This is a genomic window from Alistipes provencensis (genome assembly GCF_900083545.1).
Classification (GTDB): domain Bacteria; phylum Bacteroidota; class Bacteroidia; order Bacteroidales; family Rikenellaceae; genus Alistipes; species Alistipes provencensis.
This window is the reverse complement of record NZ_LT559262.1, coordinates 2,964,324-2,979,553: the sequence shown is the minus strand read 5'-3', so window position 1 is coordinate 2,979,553 and position 15,230 is coordinate 2,964,324. Positions and strand designations below refer to the sequence as shown.

Sequence of the window (15,230 nt, the reverse complement as noted above, 5' to 3'; positions counted from 1 at the left end):
GACGAGCGCAAAAGTACGAAAATATTTGGGATTTGCCAAAACATCCGCAACATAACGCTGCGGCAGGTCAAAATCGACCGTTTTCCCTATTTCGAATCGACATAAGCGATGATCGCCGCATCGTCGTCGGGGGCAAACCACCGTATCTCCGGATCGCGGCGGAACCATGTGAGCTGCCGCTTAGCATAACGCCGCGAATTGCGCTTTATCAGTTCCACAGCCTCGTCATAGCCGATACGTCCGTCGAAATAGTCGAAAAACTCGCGGTAGCCGACTGTCTGGAGCGCATTCAGCTCCCGGTAGGGATACAGCGCCCGGGCCTCGGCTTCCAGCCCGTCGGCCAACATCTGATCCACCCGGCGGTTGATGCGGTCGTAAAGCACTTCGCGCGGCAGGTCTATGCCGATTTTGATGATCTCGAACGGTCGTTCACGCCGTTCTCCGGTGCGTTGTCGGGAATAGGGCATACCGGTTTGGAAGCAGACCTCCAGTGCCCGCATGACACGCGCCGGATTATTGAGATCGACGATCCGGTAATACTCCGGGTCCAGCTCCCGGAGCTTCTCGGCAAGCGCCCCAAGCCCCTCCTCCGCCAGCCGGCGGTCCATCTCCTGCCGCAGGACTCCATCGGCCTGCGGCAGATCGTCCATGCCCTCGCACAGCGCCCGGACATAAAGCCCCGATCCGCCGACTGCAACCACATAATCACGCACGGCAAAGAGTTTTTCGAGCCTCGCAAGAGCCTGCACCTCGTATTCGCCACAGTTCAAGTTATCCTTGAGGTCATGCGAAGCAATAAAATGATGTTCAACTGCTTGAAGTTGATCCGCGGAAGGTTGAGCCGTGCCGATCGGCATACCCCGGTAGACCTGACGCGAGTCGGTCGAAAGGATCGGAGCCGCATAATGGAGCGCCAGACGGACGCTGAGGTCTGTCTTACCCGAGCCCGTCGGACCGACGACGACCAGCAACCGTTTAGTAGGTATCGTCGTAGCTGTCGTCACCTTCGAAATCGTTGAAATCGCTCATCACCTCGCTGAAGATCGAGCCTTCGCCCTCCACGCGGTTTTTCGAAGGGTCGTACTGATCCGGGGCCTCGGCCTGCGCATAGATTTCGCGCGGATATGCGCCGTCCTTGGCCGCTTCGTAGGCTCCGGTCAACTCGAGGAAATAGGCCCGGTCGCCGAACAGGTCGAAGAGGTAGATCAGGCGGTCGCGGCGATCGTGGATAATTTGGCCCAGAGTCACCTTATCCATCGCCATGGGGGCATTCTCGCCGCCGTCATCCATGTCCATGAGGGTAAATTCGCGCTGTTTCTCCCAGCGGTCGTCGGCCGTAAAGAACGAAGCCATGCAATCCTCGTATTCGAGCGATTGGAGGATGAAATTGTGGAAATCGAGCAACGTCATATCGTACAGCACTTCATAGTCGCGCACGAAATTGTCATTCTCATCGCTCAACATCCGGAATCGGAAAACCATCGACATCGTAGTAATGTGTTTTTTATCCGTATAGCAAATATAATACTTTTTCTCAATTCAGAGCCGTCAACCACGCAATTACATCCCTATTGTCGGGATAATCGGTCAACGCGGGCGACTGAGCACACCCGAATGCGGCGCGGCGGCTGTGGGGGAGACATTCGGTAACGACGCACTGCAACTCGTCGTCGTGCATCGCAAGCCATCCGGCAACCTCGTCCGGCGTTTTGTAATGCGTATAGGCAATCTGGCTCAGAGCCGTCGGGAAAGCCCGCTGCTCGACAGCCACGGCCGTGCCCAGGTCGAGGAACGGATGCCCCTGCATCGCCAACAACGCCCGCGCTTGAAGGTAATTATTTTTGTACTTGTCGTTTACAGGCGGCATTTGAAGCGTTGGTTCATATCCTTCGGGCAGGAACAACAGCGACACACTGCGGCATCCCAACCCGGAATAAGCCCAAATATCGTCGGCCAATCCGGCCAACTGCTCCGGTGTTTCATCGCCCGAAAGCACGGCGACCGACTGGCGGTTTCCGCGCAGCAGCGAGGGAATTCCGGCGTAACGGGCTCGGAAATAACGGTTGGCATTGTCACTGCCGGTGGCAATCACCGCATCGACGGGCGACGCTCCGTCGTAGAATTCCACGGGTGCCGAATCGTCGATATCCCGAAGCAATGCAACGATATACTCCATCAGGACGCTATCCTTGGCCGAGGGCTTTATCAGGCATCGGTGACCGCTGACGACCGTACACAGCAGATCGAAAAAGCCGACGAGCGGGATATTTCCTGCCATGACCACCAATACGCGGCGCGGCGCAACAACCGGAACGGCAGGGTAGTCGGCCAGCCATGTTTCGAGCTTTTCGCGGTTCAGCATATCCCGGGCGATCGCCCCGACGGCACGGCGAACCTCGGCAGGCGTAAACCAACCGTTGGCACGGCAAGCGGCATTCACAACGACCCGCGTCACATCGTCGCCGCCGAATCCGCGCAGTCGCACACCCAGTTCGGAAAAGAGATCAATTGCGTTTTTCACGAATACAAAGATACTATTTCACCCCGAATTCTGCACATTTTTCCGGAAGTTGTGCTATTTTTGCAAGAAAGCATCCGATACTAAATACAGTACGACCATGGAGAGAAATCTGAAAGAGGCCCTGCGCCACCGCCGCAGTTATTACGAACTGGCACCCCAATCCCCGATCGACGACGTGCAGATCGAGGAGATCGTGCGTTTCGCCGTGAAACACACCCCCTCGGCATTCAACTCGCAGTCGGCGCGGCTCGTGCTGCTGCTGCACGAACACCACAAAGCATTCTGGGAGTTGGTAAAGCGAACGCTGAAAGCCATCGTCCCGGAAAAGGCGTTCGCTGCCACGGAGAAAAAAATCGACGGCAGTTTCGCATCGGGATACGGCACGGTGCTCTATTTCGAGGATACGGAAGTCGTAAAAGGGCTTCAGGAACAGTTTCCGCGTTACGCCGACAACTTCCCCGTCTGGTCCGAGCACACCTCGGCAATGCATCAGTTGGCGGTATGGACGATGCTCGAAGATGCCGGGTTCGGGGCTTCGCTCCAGCATTACAACCCGCTGATCGACAACGAGGTTCGTGAACACTGGAAACTGCCCGGACAATGGCGGCTCATCGCCCAGATGCCGTTCGGACTTCCGGCCGGCGAACCTCAGGAGAAGAGTTTCGAACCGTTGGACGAGCGTCTGCGCGTCTTCAAATAACAGGAAGGGTAGAGGGGCATATCGTAAAGAATTTGCAAAATAGAATTGAAAAATTTGGAGATTCGGATTTTTTAGCTACCTTTGCATTCGCAATTACGAAACATGCCATGCGGAAATAGCTCAGTTGGTAGAGCGCAACCTTGCCAAGGTTGAGGTCGCGGGTCCGAGTCCCGTTTTCCGCTCTTAGTAAACGAGTGATAATCAATGAATTATCGCTCGTTTATCTTTTTACGGGTGTGAAATAAAACTCCCCATAATGCCTTTTTCGCGCCGTTTTCCGAAGAATGTTTTACCATTTGTTTAACCATGTTTTACGGCGGTAAAACATCGCTCGCGCCTGTCTGCGTAATGTCGCAACATTATGAGTGTCAGCATCAATGCCATTTGCAGAAAAGACCGCATCAATCAAAACCGCACCACGAACATCTACCTGCGTTTTACCGTCAATCGCCGCAGCCGCTATGTAAGCACAGGAATCAATATCCCCGCCGACGATTGGGATTTCGACACCCAAACACTTAAAACGCAGAATCCCGCCGTTCAGCTACGGATTTACGAGCAAATCGAGAAATACGACAAGCGCGTCAAACGGCTCGAAGCGTTGGAGGTCCCCGTAACGCTGGACAATGTGCTGGAAACCGACGGACGGAGGGTTTATTGCACGATAGCCGAATATTTCCGCCGCACGATTGCACAGTTGGAATCGGTGGGTAAAATCGGCTCGGCATCGAAACACAAGGTCACGTTCTCACTCCTGCAACAATTCCGTTCGACCAATATCCGTTTCGACGAAATTACGGTCGGCTACCTGCGTGATTTCGAACTGTTCCTAATGAAAAAGGGGAACAAGAGCAATTCGATAGCCACGAAATTCAGCGTTCTGAAAGCCGTCTATAACAAGGCTCTTGCCGAGGGGATTTTCACCACGCCGCACAGTCCGTTTCTGCAATTCAAAATCGGACGATTGTGGACAGCCACCCGTAAACGCGCCATCCGCAAGGAGGAGGTGCAACGACTGATGCAGGCGGAGATACCCGCCGACGGTTCGGCCTATCTGGATTTCGCACGGGACATTTTCCTGTTTTCCTACCTCTCGGCAGGCATCAATTTCAAGGACATCGCCACCCTGCGTTACTGCGATATGGAAGAGGAAAGAATCTACTATGCCCGCCACAAAACCAGCAAGGAGATGACCTGCCACCTCTCGGAGCAGTCGAAAGCGATTATCGGCAAATACGCCAAATCCGACCATGCGGACGAGGATTATATTTTTCCGATACTCGACCTCCGTATACACAAGACCGAGCAGCAGATTTACGACCGAGTGCGCAAGGTGCTGAAACATGTGAACAAGGCCCTGCACGAGTGGAGCCGATTATTGGGGCTGAAAATCGAACTGACTACCTATGTTGCGCGGCATACGTTTGCAACGGTCTTGAAACGGTCGGGAGTAAACATTGCCATCATTTCCGAATCGCTCGGGCATTCCGATTTATCGACTACCCAAATCTACCTCGATTCGTTTGAGAACAGCCAAATCGACGCGGCGATGCAGAATCTTTTATAAAAAGCAAGAGGTGGGGCACAAGTCCCCACCTCTTTGGCTCTATTGAATTTGGCCAGCCATTCGATTCGCAGTTTGTTTAATTCTATGTCCTTTTGTCGTTAAGATATAACCGTTTTCATCACTGACTACACCGCCGAGGCTTTGCGCCTTGTAGAAAATGCTGGCAATGAATTTGTCATAGGTAACACAGGTAAATGTGTTAAAGCCATTTAGAATAACTATATACTCGGCAACCTTGTTTTCGGGAATTTGCACTCCAGATGGTGTTTCCAGTCTGGTTTTGTTTGCGAGAAATTCCGCAGGATAAAGTACTAAATCAATAGGAGAATAGTTTTTCAACATATCAAGATGGAGGTCATCAATCGCAAAAGCGAATTTTCGATTCCCGAAGTCTGAAGGTCCTATAAACTGGTCGGCTGTCAGATTATCCAGATATTCTTGAATCATTTCTTCTGAAAATGTGAGAGACAGACACTCTTGTCCTGATGCATATTTAGGGTTAGGAATAATCATATATTCAGTTTTCATGTGTTCTTTTTTAGATGATTTATAATACGTTGATTTTGCGGTTTTATTATATTTATTTCCCATATCTATTTAATGTTTAATGAATTAGTTTGATTTTTCTTTGTTTCTCAAATACGTCAAAGTACCTGTCGCCACCTCTCACCGTGACTTGGGCTTCTGTCACTCGCCCCGTTCGTCTTGCAGTCGTTATCACCATCCGACACTGCAAAGGTCAGAAATCTGCTAACCAACGACAGGGAGTAAAAAAAGGGAGCTTTTCAGCTCCCCTACAAGTAAATTGCGGAATATGTTTTTGGAATTTTGCCCTTATAAGATTTTAGGATTCCTTTCAGCGGGTCGTCGCTGTCCAAAAATGCGGGATTGTCCGTGTAACGGTACATATAGACGATACGGGCGAACAGCAACATTTTGTTATAGGACACGAGCGACCCTTTGCGCCGTTTGGGTTTCCCTATCCTCCTGCATCGTTCCAATGCCGCGAACAACTCCCGCAACCGCTCCGTAGCGAAATACATCTTATAGGACAGTACAGGGTAATCTGCCTTGAAGTCCTCCGAACAGTAAAGAGGTTGTCCGCCCCTTTCCGCTTCAACTCCTCCAATTTGGCGTGCAGGGCGTCAATCATATCCCGCTTAATCATCGGGTGTACGTCCAAGTTCTTGCGCCCTTTGCGAATCTGAATCGTCACGTCGCCCATATTGTCGCCCAACTTGCCGAGCAGCTCCCGCAACAGCATCCCGTGCGAACGGGATTTTATATCGACGCATTTGACAAACTGATTCTCGGCCCAATCATAAATAAAGAGTACCGCCATCCAAAATTTCTCCGCATCCAATTCGTACCCCTCCAAAGTGGACACGATTTCGTCGTTGTCCATAAACTGCGACTTGCTGAAAGGGGCTTCGATTAACCCGTTGCACATGCGGTCGAAGAAACGGTACGGATAATGGCTGCCGTTCTCATAATCGTCGCAGAGCAAATAGACATACTCCAGATTCTCGGTTTCGTTCGGTTCGGGTTCGAAATAGACCGAGCCGTCCTCGCATTCTATCTTCGTGCTCATCGTCAGGTGGTTTTAGTACCCAAATTTAACATTTTCGGTTGTAAATAACACCTCGCCGCCAAGTAAAAGTTGCTGATAGTACTTGAAACACACGTTTCGGGAGAATAACAGAACAATAAGGCGGCGAAAAGCCCCTTGATAAGACTTTTGCACACGCATCGGGAGGCGTTTTAGAACAATGAAGCGTGCGGATTTTCGCTAATAGCGACTTTTCGCAGGTTTTCGGCAGGTCGAACGCACTCCGACACCCGTACAACACTCCTATAATGCCATATAAGGCAAGGATAAAAATGTTCGGATTAATTGCTGTCCGACCTTTGTTACCAATAAAAAAGGTGCTATCTTTATAATACGAGAGAGGAACATCCGACAAGTAAGGGTAAGGTCATGTAAGGGGCATTTTCGGTGTCCCTTGCTTTTGTGCCCTGCTCGCATATTTTTTGTGTCGGAAATTCAAATTCCCTATAAAGACAGATTCCTACACCGAAAAAATGCGGCCGCATAAAAAGCGTGTCGGAAATTAGATTTACTAATAAAGATGTTACCCGCACAAAAAATCTGCGACGTAATTTTTTCCTTACTCTTTACTTATGAACTCAATCATTACAGCACCCTCGGACGCACTCCACGTCCAGCAAATCGCCGAACTCAATAACGAATTGCCCGCAAACTGCATCTTTAACAAGGGCAAGACGGGATGCGGCGCAACGACACTTGCCATCGAGAACCGAGTGCCAACCTTAATTGCCGTTCCGACGGTAAACCTTATCAAGAACAAACTGCCCGAACACGCCGACCTGCTGGGGGTTTACAGCGGTGTCACCAACCAAGAGATAGCCGACTATCTGAAAACGCACGACCGCTGAAAAATCATGGCCACCTATGACGCGATTCCGCGCGTCGCAGAGGTTGCAGGAGCGGAGATATACGCCAAAGCCCTGTTGTTGGTAGACGAATATCACCGCCTGCTGTTCGACTATTCATTCCGACACCGAGCCGTTACGGGATTACTTGCCGAAATGCCCAAATTCAACCGTGCGACTTATATGTCCGCGACACCCATCGAGCGGGAATTTCTGTTGAATGAATTGCAGCCCTTGCCGACAACGCGGATAGTCTGACCCAGCGAACCGCCGATACAGGTGCGGTTGTGGCATGAAAACAGTCCGTTAGCATCGGTCGTAAATCTTTGCCACAATGCCGTAACGCACAATATTCCCTGCAACCTGCATTTCTTTGTAAACAGCGTCGATTTTATCGGACGGGTGCTGCATCATGCCCGACTGTCACCCGACAAGGTGAAAATCGTCTGTTCGACGAGCGGGACATCCGAGCAGATAAACCGCGAGAAATTAGGCGGAGATTATTCGATAGGGATTCCAGATAAAGAGGTTCGCAAAATCAATTTCTACACCTCGACGGCTTTCGAGGGGTGCGACATTTACGACAAGCAGGGCAAAATATACGTCGTAAGCGACGGTACGGCACGACACCACCTGCTGGACGTTTCGACGACGATACGGCAGATTGCAGGGCGCATACGCGATACACGTTACAAGGAGATAACGCACATCTTCTCGACGGTACGATACGCCGAGGGCATCACTTATCCGCAATTCAAAGCCGCAACGGAAAAAGAATTGGACAAGGCCGAACGCTTCGTGAAATGATATGCGACGGCAGATGAAGATTTGCGCAACCAAATTTATACCAACAACAAATACATCAATACCGATACAATGACCATAGACCGCAACCGAATCAAATTGGAACTGCTGAATTTCCGCAACTATGCCGAGATTTACGCCGACAGCCGTAACCTTATTACGGAATACGAGCGTAACGACAACAAGATAACAACTGCCGAACGGCATGACATCCGACTGACCAAGTTGGAAAAGAACGCCAAAGCCAAGATACCGTTTAAGGAGTTGTTCGACCGATACGCCGAACTCAAGGCGTCCGACACGAATCCTTTTTCGACGGACGTGTTCGCATTATCGCTTATCGAGCGGCGGAACCCGCTGGTAAAACAGGCCTTTGAGATATTGGGGACAAAACGGGTGCGGGAACTCAAATACAATCAGACGCAGATACGGCGCGAACTGATTAAATGTTCGGCGGGCGAACTCGCATATAAAATCGTCAAACGGATAAATACCGATTTCCCCCACGGAAAGGCGATCCCCTCTAAAATCATTAAAGAGAGGTTACAGACCATATACGACGATTTGGGGGTTGAGCGCAGAGCAAAAGCGACGGATATTGCCCAATGATTCGATACGGCGAAAGGCTACAAGAACATCGACGGCAAGAACACCGAGTGCTACACCATCGTTCGGGATAAATTCGTTGCGAGGAAAAAGATTGCAATATAGCACAATTAGGAGAGTGACGAATATAATGTTGTAATATTTCATATATATTTGCAATATGAATGAATTTGCGGATTATTGTTCAATATTAAGTTTGATTATAAGTGGTGCAACTCTTATCGTATCTTTAAGAGTTAAAGCGTCTATTCAAGACGCCAAAAAACATGTGTACCTCAATAGTCAAATGGATGATTATATACATAGAATAACCGCTTTAAAAGATGCTTTATATAAAGCGTACACCCGAAAGGATTGGGGGCAAGTTAAGGAAGAAGTTTCTCAGATTAAATCCTTAATTGTGTTAATTGATAAAATAAAATGTAAATCCTTCAATTCCGACCTTTCATTTTTTATTAAATCTTGTGATTTGATTATTTATAGTAATTTTGTTTTAGAGCGAACTAAAACTCCCTTGTGGAGAATATTTCAAAGGATTTACACTAAAGAATATACAAAGGAAGATGTGATTAATCTATATAGCCACATATGCCAATTATCTGATTTACTTAAATTTGAAAAAAGCCAATTATAATATGAAAAATCTATCACTTGAGGCTACAATAAAGAAAATGACATCTCTTACTAGAGAAGGACAGATAGAATGGGAGCCAATCTCATTAAGGAGAGATAATATTCAGACAAATCTTTATGTCGAAAATATTGGGCACGCAATGATGGCTACAGTTACTGTAGGTGGTCAAACGAAGAGCTTTTCATTATACCGCTATTCCTACAGATTTTTTACAGACGCGGATTATGATGAATATACAATTTGCGAAAATATTCAATTGGATATTTGTGATCCGATTTCATATAATAGTCGCTGGTCTTTCCCTGCAAGTCCATATATTTCAGATTTATATGATGCGGCTATAATTCAATCAGAAGGAATAGATAAGTTTATAAATTCATTTCTGGAGAAATAATAAATTGATTCATATTAGCGAGGATTTTTCCTCGCTTTTTTATAGTGTGCTTATACCGACACTCTCCATTTTTTCACCCCTCCCCATTTTCAGATGGAAAACCGAATTTTCATCCATCCCATTTAATCGGATTCCACATAAAACAGACTACTCCTATCTGCGTTCAGGACACCGATACAATAAAAGACTATTGATATTATATAGAGTTGGATTACTACTGATAAGCGATAAACAAAACCTTAATCGCTATGTACGAAACACAAGAGAGAGCCAAACGAATTACGGACATCCATGTCCTATGGGGACAAAGCACAGTTATCGAGGGGTTAATCCAAGCGGGAAAAATCGACGAGGAATACATCTATCCCTTTAACGGAGACGAGGTGCTGGAATGGTGGCTCGTTACTCCGTGGCTGGCCGAACGGCTGAAAGAACAGGGCGAAATCATCATCGACGAATTAGGGTGTCGCTGGTGGGGACGGCTGACAAGCGGGCAGGCGATTTACATGGATGGCGTGATACAAGAAATTTGCGGAGAAGATTAACCCGATCAATTTTAATTCTACGTCTATAACTGCAACAGCCCCCAAGATGCCGATAATTGCATAATCCGTTTTTGTTTCCTACATTTGTGGGACATACGAACAAACACGGAAAGTGTAAGTTTATTCCTTTGTAACGAACGTAGGAAATTCGATAGAAGAAGGAGTAAGCCGACGACTTGCCGCGTCATATCCTTATATGGGATAGGCGTGGGGCTGTTGCTTATTTTATCTTCGAGGTTTCCTACGACCTGTTACAATGAAATGAGTTTTCAGCACCACGCTTTCTGTTTAATTAAATCCAAACATTAATCGTCGTGTTGGTGCTGGGGCGACAACCTAAACTTATTCAATTATGAAAAAGTTGTTTCTATTGGTGGCTCTATTCGCCACAACTGCCTTTGTCGCCTGTTCCGATGACGACGATAAAGTGCAAATCAATTTGGATGAACTTGTCGGAACGTGGCGTTACACACATTCCGTCGGTTATGAAATCGACGAGGGTGTAAAAGACGAGTGGAACGAGGACATGAACGATGCGCAAATCTATTTCGTGTTCAATTCCGATAATACTGGGTCTTACAAGGAAATGGATTCATCGGAAAGCATCGACTATTCGGTGTCGTCCAATAATAAACTGACGGTGCGATATAGCCAATACGGCGACCCGCAAACCTTTACAATTAAGGAACTGACGGCATCGACCCTTAAATTGGAGTACCACGAAAAGGGTGATGGTTGGGAAGAATACGAACTTAAAATATTCAGCAAACGATGAAAAAGATGCTTTTACTTGCCGCCGTTATGTTTGCGGCTGTTACGTTCTCGGCCTGCTCCGATGATGATGACAACAAGATTGACCCTAATCAAATTGCGGGAACGTGGCAAATCACCCTCATTGAGGGGTGGAGTGTCAATAACGATGGGATACGAGATGAATGGTCTGATTCATATCCTGCAATAGATGATGACGATTATTATTGGACTTATACCTTTGACGGGCATGGAAAAATGAAAAGGGTAAGCTATACGAATCAAAGCGTCAATAATTCAAAAAACGGAACATATACGATGTCTAATAATGTACTGACAATCGTAGAAAAGGATGGAGATTATGAAGAAATGCAGGAATTTCAAATCAAAAAACTCACATCTTCTCAACTCATATTATTTGAACGCAGAATCGACCCCGAATTTACAGAAGAAGATACCTATACCTACAAAAAAATAAATAGATAAAAAGGATAATAGCACCATATATAAATTCAAACTACCATGAAAAAGATTCTCTTATTTGTAACTGCTATCTTTATAACGACTTCATTTTTCGCTTGTTCTGATGATGACAAAAATGAAGAAAATTCAATCGTTGGTAAGTGGGAATACACGCATCTTACAGGCTACGATAATGGTGTGATTGTCGTAGATAAAGATATTCCCAAAGACGACGAACCGATGCACTATCTGACATTTAATAGTAATGGAACTTGGACGGAGGAATACCCGAATTCAGGGCATACGTCAAAAGGGACATACTCAATAAGTGGGGATAAACTTACGAAAATTTATCACGACGATAAAGACGACGGTTATACCGAGCAGTCAGTTATCGAAATGATGAACTCCACAACGCTTAACATTATCGACATCGACGAGGAAGACGGTTACAACGGGAAAGAGGTTCGTACTTATAAGCGCATCTGATTCTGATTTACTTTACAGACTTGGACAAAGCGGTTGATTTCATGCCATTTGTCCAAGTTTGTCTTTTCTTTCCGAGTGACAGGCTTTGTGAAAAGGTTAATCTATAAGACCCTTTTGCAGAGTTTGTCACTTTCTTATTTTGTTTATTACGCTAATAATCTTATCTTTATAAAGATAAAAATAACATAATATTTTGCGCAATATGAACAGATACAAACAACCGAAAACCGAATGAAAGGCCGAAACGTGGGAAGATAGGCAGATAATCCAAAAGACGGTCAAATGAAGCCAGACAGAGGGAATAGCCCTGCTTGTCGAGAAACCCAAAGACAGAATATATCCCGAAACATTTATCTACTTGTTTGCCCCTAATATGGCAGACATAACAAAGCCCGTCGAAATAACACTTACCAAAAATCGACGCTATATATTCGGATGAAAGTGCGAACTGAAAGACATGGACGGGATAATCGGCATAATGGCAGCAAATACAGTACGGATAGAAGGAACAGACGAACAGGTGAGTTTGTTCGACTACCATGTAAAAGCCGATACAATCCTATTTCAATACACCACGCCCGATGGACGGGACGAGATGGTGAAATTCCCGTTAGCAGGATTTTGCGAAAATTATCTGATGCAATTTGCCCAATAATTTAGTGGAGTTGAATTGCATCGTATCTATAAAGGTTAAGGAGAGAGGGCCGAAAAAATGCGGCGTTTTTCCTTTACTTTCAGTAGACAGACACAAATTCTCGGCTTAACGGTCGGGAATTTTTATTTGGAAACCATTAAATCACTATGCCGATGAATAACAAGAAATGACGTGTTCAGAACTTATTTAGCCCATTGAACAATTCTCTAATTAACAACCATTTACAAACCAGCAGACAGACGCAAATGTTTAACCATCCGTTTAACCAATGCGAAAAACGAGGTAAAACACATTCGGAAAAATCGTCGTAAAAGAAAATAGCTCAGTTGGTTACCCCTAAACGCGCAGCGTTTTGGGGGCTTGAGAGCGCAACCTTGCCAAGGTTGAGGTCGCGGGTCCGAGTCCCGTTTTCCGCTCTGGAGACCTTTGAAAAAGGCGCAGATTAAAGCAGAAAACCTTATGTATCAATGATATGTAAGGTTTTTTCGTTTTTAGGCCCTGCGAAAAGATGCATTTGAAAGCAGGTTTGTACGACCCAATTCGTGACCTGTTTTCACCCGGACAAAAACAGGTCACGAATTACGCATAATGCGCTGTTTTGCATTGTTTTACGCTGCAATATTTCTATGCTGCATACGTTTAACCATTCCAAACCCATGCAGCCATGCACAGAACGACATTCAACGTGATTTTCTTCTGCAAGAAGACCAAAGTAACGAAAAAGGGCAAAGCGCCCATTTACGCCCGCATCACGACCTCCGGCCGTGCGACCGAAGTCCACACCCAGTGCCAGATCGAACCGGAACGCTGGAACCAGCGTCTCGAACGCTCGCTTTACAAAGACGAGATAGACCAGCGAATCAACAGCATTATCGCCAGCTACCGGGCCAATATTCTCGCGGCCTATGACCAACTCCTCAAAGAGAATAAAACTCCGGACTGCTTTTCGATCAAACAACGGCTAATCAGCTCCTCCGGTTCGCGGATGTTCCTGTCCGAATTTTCAAAGTACTGCGACAAACGGCAGAAGGAGGTCGGGACCCGCATCACCCAGCTTACGGCAAACAAGTACCACCGGCTGCTGCGCTACCTGACCGAATATACCAAACAACAGTACCGCAAAGACGACCTGCCGCTGGATATGATCGGCTACGAATATATCGACGGTCTGAATACCTTTATGCAAACAGCACACAACTGCAAGAACAACGGTGCGGTCAACCTGTTGTGCTGTCTGAAAAACTTTATCCTTTATGCGATAAGAAACGAATGGATCGAAAAGAATCCGTTCCGGTACTATAAGATGAAGGTGGACCGGACGAACGTCAAGGTTCCGCTGACGAAAGAGGAACTGGATACCTTATTGAAAAATCCGATGCCCAACGACAGATTGGACCGCATCCGGGACGTATTCTGTTTCTGCGCCCTGACAGGCCTGGCCTTTACGGATGCGGACCACTTGCAGCGGGAGCATATCACCACGGACGAGCAGGGAATGCAATGGATTCACAAGCCCCGAGAAAAAACGTCGGTGATGAGTAGGGTGCCGTTGCTGCCGCAGGCCGTCCGGATTCTGCAAAAATACGAGTCCGACGAAACCTGCAAATCCCGGGGCAAACTATTGCCCGTTCCCTCCAACTCAAAGATGAATGCCTACTTGAAGGAACTGGCCGGGATATGCAATATCCCGAAAAATTTGACGACACACTGCGCCCGTCATACGTTCGCTACGCTGGCGATTGAATACGGCATGCCGATCGACATCATCGCCAAGATTCTGGGCCATACGAATACGAACATGACGCGAAGGTATGCGAAAATCTCGGAAGCGAACATCAGTCGGGAGATGCGAAAGATCGGGGAGGTGCTGACGGCATAATACCAACAACGAACGATTGAATCGGCAGCAGCGGCAAAGAGCTATGATGGCTCTTTGCCGCTGCTGCTGTTTTTATTCGGAGATATCCTGATATCTATATTTCTGGACATATTGGAATAAATATTTCTGGAATTCAATATTTCAAGAAATCTGGAAATCTTTGGATAGAGAATTATTTTTATGAATGGCCATCCATCTATTGATTGAACCAGTGATTTGCATCAATTCCGTTGCAAGGTAATACGGCTTTTATTTCCTGATTCCAAGTGCCCTCCCCGGGCCGTCTATGGCCGGTAACGATGCTTTTTAGTCTTTGAAAATCATCGTAATATTGCATCGGGAAACTCCCCGGCGCCAGAACTCCCGCCAGCCACTTATCAGAATCTTCGATCCGGATTTTCGGCGGCGGGTCTTTACCCTCATCAGAGGGTAGCGAGGTGTACCTTTGTCCGACAAACTGCGTTTTGTCCGACAAAGGTCCTCGCTGTGCGAGGCCGGATGTGGCGTTCCCAAGTCACGCCACTTTAACTACCAACGAACGCGAGAACTGAAAACTCTCAGCATTGAGATTCGGAATCTTGCAAAACAAGCTACGGAATGGCTGAAATGATTTTTGCGACATTCGCAGTGTAATTGGGAACAATAAATCTGCCAACAAGAATATATGGTCTCTTTGTAAGAGACCATAACTGACTGTACAAAAGTATGTATTATTGTTTAAAGGGCCAAACAAAACAGGGTAATTTTTACTATGAAAAATCCCCCCCCCC

20 protein-coding genes and 2 tRNA genes are annotated in these 15,230 nt (G+C 46.9%); 16 read left to right on the top strand and 6 right to left on the bottom strand.

Features of this window, described 5'->3' with window-relative positions; translation table 11 throughout:
- Positions 1-86: 86 nt before the first annotated feature.
- From miaA to BN5935_RS11650, 3 genes are read right to left on the bottom strand one after another with little or no spacing between them, the layout of a single operon-like run.
- A complete protein-coding gene (gene miaA / locus BN5935_RS11660; protein ID WP_064976937.1) occupies positions 87-986 on the bottom strand; it encodes a tRNA (adenosine(37)-N6)-dimethylallyltransferase MiaA in 900 nt (299 codons plus the stop codon).
- Positions 976-1,488, bottom strand: coding sequence for an IS1096 element passenger TnpR family protein (locus BN5935_RS11655; protein WP_064976234.1), 513 nt, complete (start codon positions 1,486-1,488; stop codon positions 976-978). Before BN5935_RS11655 ends, miaA begins: the two co-directional genes overlap by 11 nt.
- Before the next feature lie 46 nt (positions 1,489-1,534).
- On the bottom strand, positions 1,535-2,521 hold the full coding sequence (locus BN5935_RS11650; RefSeq protein ID WP_064976233.1) for an acyl-CoA reductase: 987 nt from the start codon (positions 2,519-2,521) through the stop codon (positions 1,535-1,537).
- A 97-nt stretch (positions 2,522-2,618) separates the two neighbouring features.
- Between BN5935_RS11650 and BN5935_RS11645 the strand changes: the two genes are divergently transcribed.
- The 3 genes from BN5935_RS11645 to BN5935_RS11635 all read left to right on the top strand — a co-directional run bounded on the left by BN5935_RS11645 (position 2,619) and on the right by BN5935_RS11635 (position 4,788).
- Complete coding sequence (locus BN5935_RS11645; protein ID WP_064976232.1) at positions 2,619-3,221, top strand: nitroreductase family protein; 603 nt, start codon at positions 2,619-2,621, stop codon at positions 3,219-3,221.
- A 109-nt stretch (positions 3,222-3,330) separates the two neighbouring features.
- Positions 3,331-3,403, top strand: a tRNA-Gly gene (locus tag BN5935_RS11640).
- 179 nt (positions 3,404-3,582) lie between these two features.
- Positions 3,583-4,788: a site-specific integrase gene (locus BN5935_RS11635; RefSeq protein WP_064976231.1), complete on the top strand. Its 1,206-nt coding sequence runs from the start codon at positions 3,583-3,585 to the stop codon at positions 4,786-4,788.
- Between the two features lie 39 nt (positions 4,789-4,827).
- On the opposite strand, the gene BN5935_RS11630 is transcribed toward BN5935_RS11635, so the two are convergent.
- Entirely contained in the window at positions 4,828-5,379 is a 552-nt protein-coding gene (locus BN5935_RS11630) for a hypothetical protein (protein WP_147625824.1), read from the bottom strand.
- Positions 5,380-5,767: 388 nt separating this feature from the next.
- Complete coding sequence (locus BN5935_RS11625; protein ID WP_064976229.1) at positions 5,768-6,379, bottom strand: hypothetical protein; 612 nt, start codon at positions 6,377-6,379, stop codon at positions 5,768-5,770.
- 590 nt (positions 6,380-6,969) lie between these two features.
- Between BN5935_RS11625 and BN5935_RS14960 the strand changes: the two genes are divergently transcribed.
- The 13 genes from BN5935_RS14960 to BN5935_RS11575 all read left to right on the top strand — a co-directional run bounded on the left by BN5935_RS14960 (position 6,970) and on the right by BN5935_RS11575 (position 14,460).
- Positions 6,970-7,245, top strand: coding sequence for a hypothetical protein (locus BN5935_RS14960; protein WP_082944126.1), 276 nt, complete (start codon positions 6,970-6,972; stop codon positions 7,243-7,245).
- Positions 7,246-7,251: 6 nt separating this feature from the next.
- Positions 7,252-7,500: a hypothetical protein gene (locus BN5935_RS14955; RefSeq protein WP_082944125.1), complete on the top strand. Its 249-nt coding sequence runs from the start codon at positions 7,252-7,254 to the stop codon at positions 7,498-7,500.
- Positions 7,501-7,677: 177 nt separating this feature from the next.
- A complete protein-coding gene (locus tag BN5935_RS14950; RefSeq protein ID WP_235821087.1) occupies positions 7,678-8,049 on the top strand; it encodes a hypothetical protein in 372 nt (123 codons plus the stop codon).
- Between the two features lie 69 nt (positions 8,050-8,118).
- On the top strand, positions 8,119-8,655 hold the full coding sequence (locus tag BN5935_RS14945; RefSeq protein ID WP_082944211.1) for a hypothetical protein: 537 nt from the start codon (positions 8,119-8,121) through the stop codon (positions 8,653-8,655).
- A gap of 157 nt (positions 8,656-8,812) precedes the next feature.
- Positions 8,813-9,286, top strand: a complete 474-nt coding sequence (locus tag BN5935_RS11610; protein ID WP_147625823.1) for a hypothetical protein — start codon at positions 8,813-8,815, stop codon at positions 9,284-9,286.
- Position 9,287: 1 nt separating this feature from the next.
- On the top strand, positions 9,288-9,680 hold the full coding sequence (locus BN5935_RS11605; RefSeq protein WP_064976227.1) for a hypothetical protein: 393 nt from the start codon (positions 9,288-9,290) through the stop codon (positions 9,678-9,680).
- Between the two features lie 248 nt (positions 9,681-9,928).
- The gene (locus BN5935_RS11600; protein ID WP_064976226.1) at positions 9,929-10,225 is read left to right on the top strand and encodes a hypothetical protein; all 297 of its coding nucleotides are present in this window, start codon (positions 9,929-9,931) and stop codon (positions 10,223-10,225) included.
- A gap of 352 nt (positions 10,226-10,577) precedes the next feature.
- Entirely contained in the window at positions 10,578-11,000 is a 423-nt protein-coding gene (locus tag BN5935_RS11595) for a lipocalin-like domain-containing protein (protein WP_082944123.1), read from the top strand.
- Entirely contained in the window at positions 10,997-11,461 is a 465-nt protein-coding gene (locus BN5935_RS11590; RefSeq protein ID WP_064976224.1) for a lipocalin-like domain-containing protein, read from the top strand. Before BN5935_RS11595 ends, BN5935_RS11590 begins: the two co-directional genes overlap by 4 nt.
- A gap of 36 nt (positions 11,462-11,497) precedes the next feature.
- Positions 11,498-11,926: a lipocalin family protein gene (locus tag BN5935_RS11585; protein ID WP_064976223.1), complete on the top strand. Its 429-nt coding sequence runs from the start codon at positions 11,498-11,500 to the stop codon at positions 11,924-11,926.
- Between the two features lie 457 nt (positions 11,927-12,383).
- On the top strand, positions 12,384-12,581 hold the full coding sequence (locus BN5935_RS11580; protein WP_064976222.1) for a hypothetical protein: 198 nt from the start codon (positions 12,384-12,386) through the stop codon (positions 12,579-12,581).
- Between the two features lie 311 nt (positions 12,582-12,892).
- Positions 12,893-12,994 (top strand) — tRNA-Gly (locus BN5935_RS15230).
- Positions 12,995-13,245: 251 nt separating this feature from the next.
- Positions 13,246-14,460, top strand: a complete 1,215-nt coding sequence (locus BN5935_RS11575) for a site-specific integrase (protein WP_064974829.1) — start codon at positions 13,246-13,248, stop codon at positions 14,458-14,460.
- A gap of 514 nt (positions 14,461-14,974) precedes the next feature.
- Here BN5935_RS11575 and BN5935_RS15430 read toward each other — a convergent pair.
- Positions 14,975-15,230 (bottom strand): hypothetical protein (locus tag BN5935_RS15430; protein ID WP_204244910.1); only part of this gene is annotated, 256 nt, incomplete at its 5' end.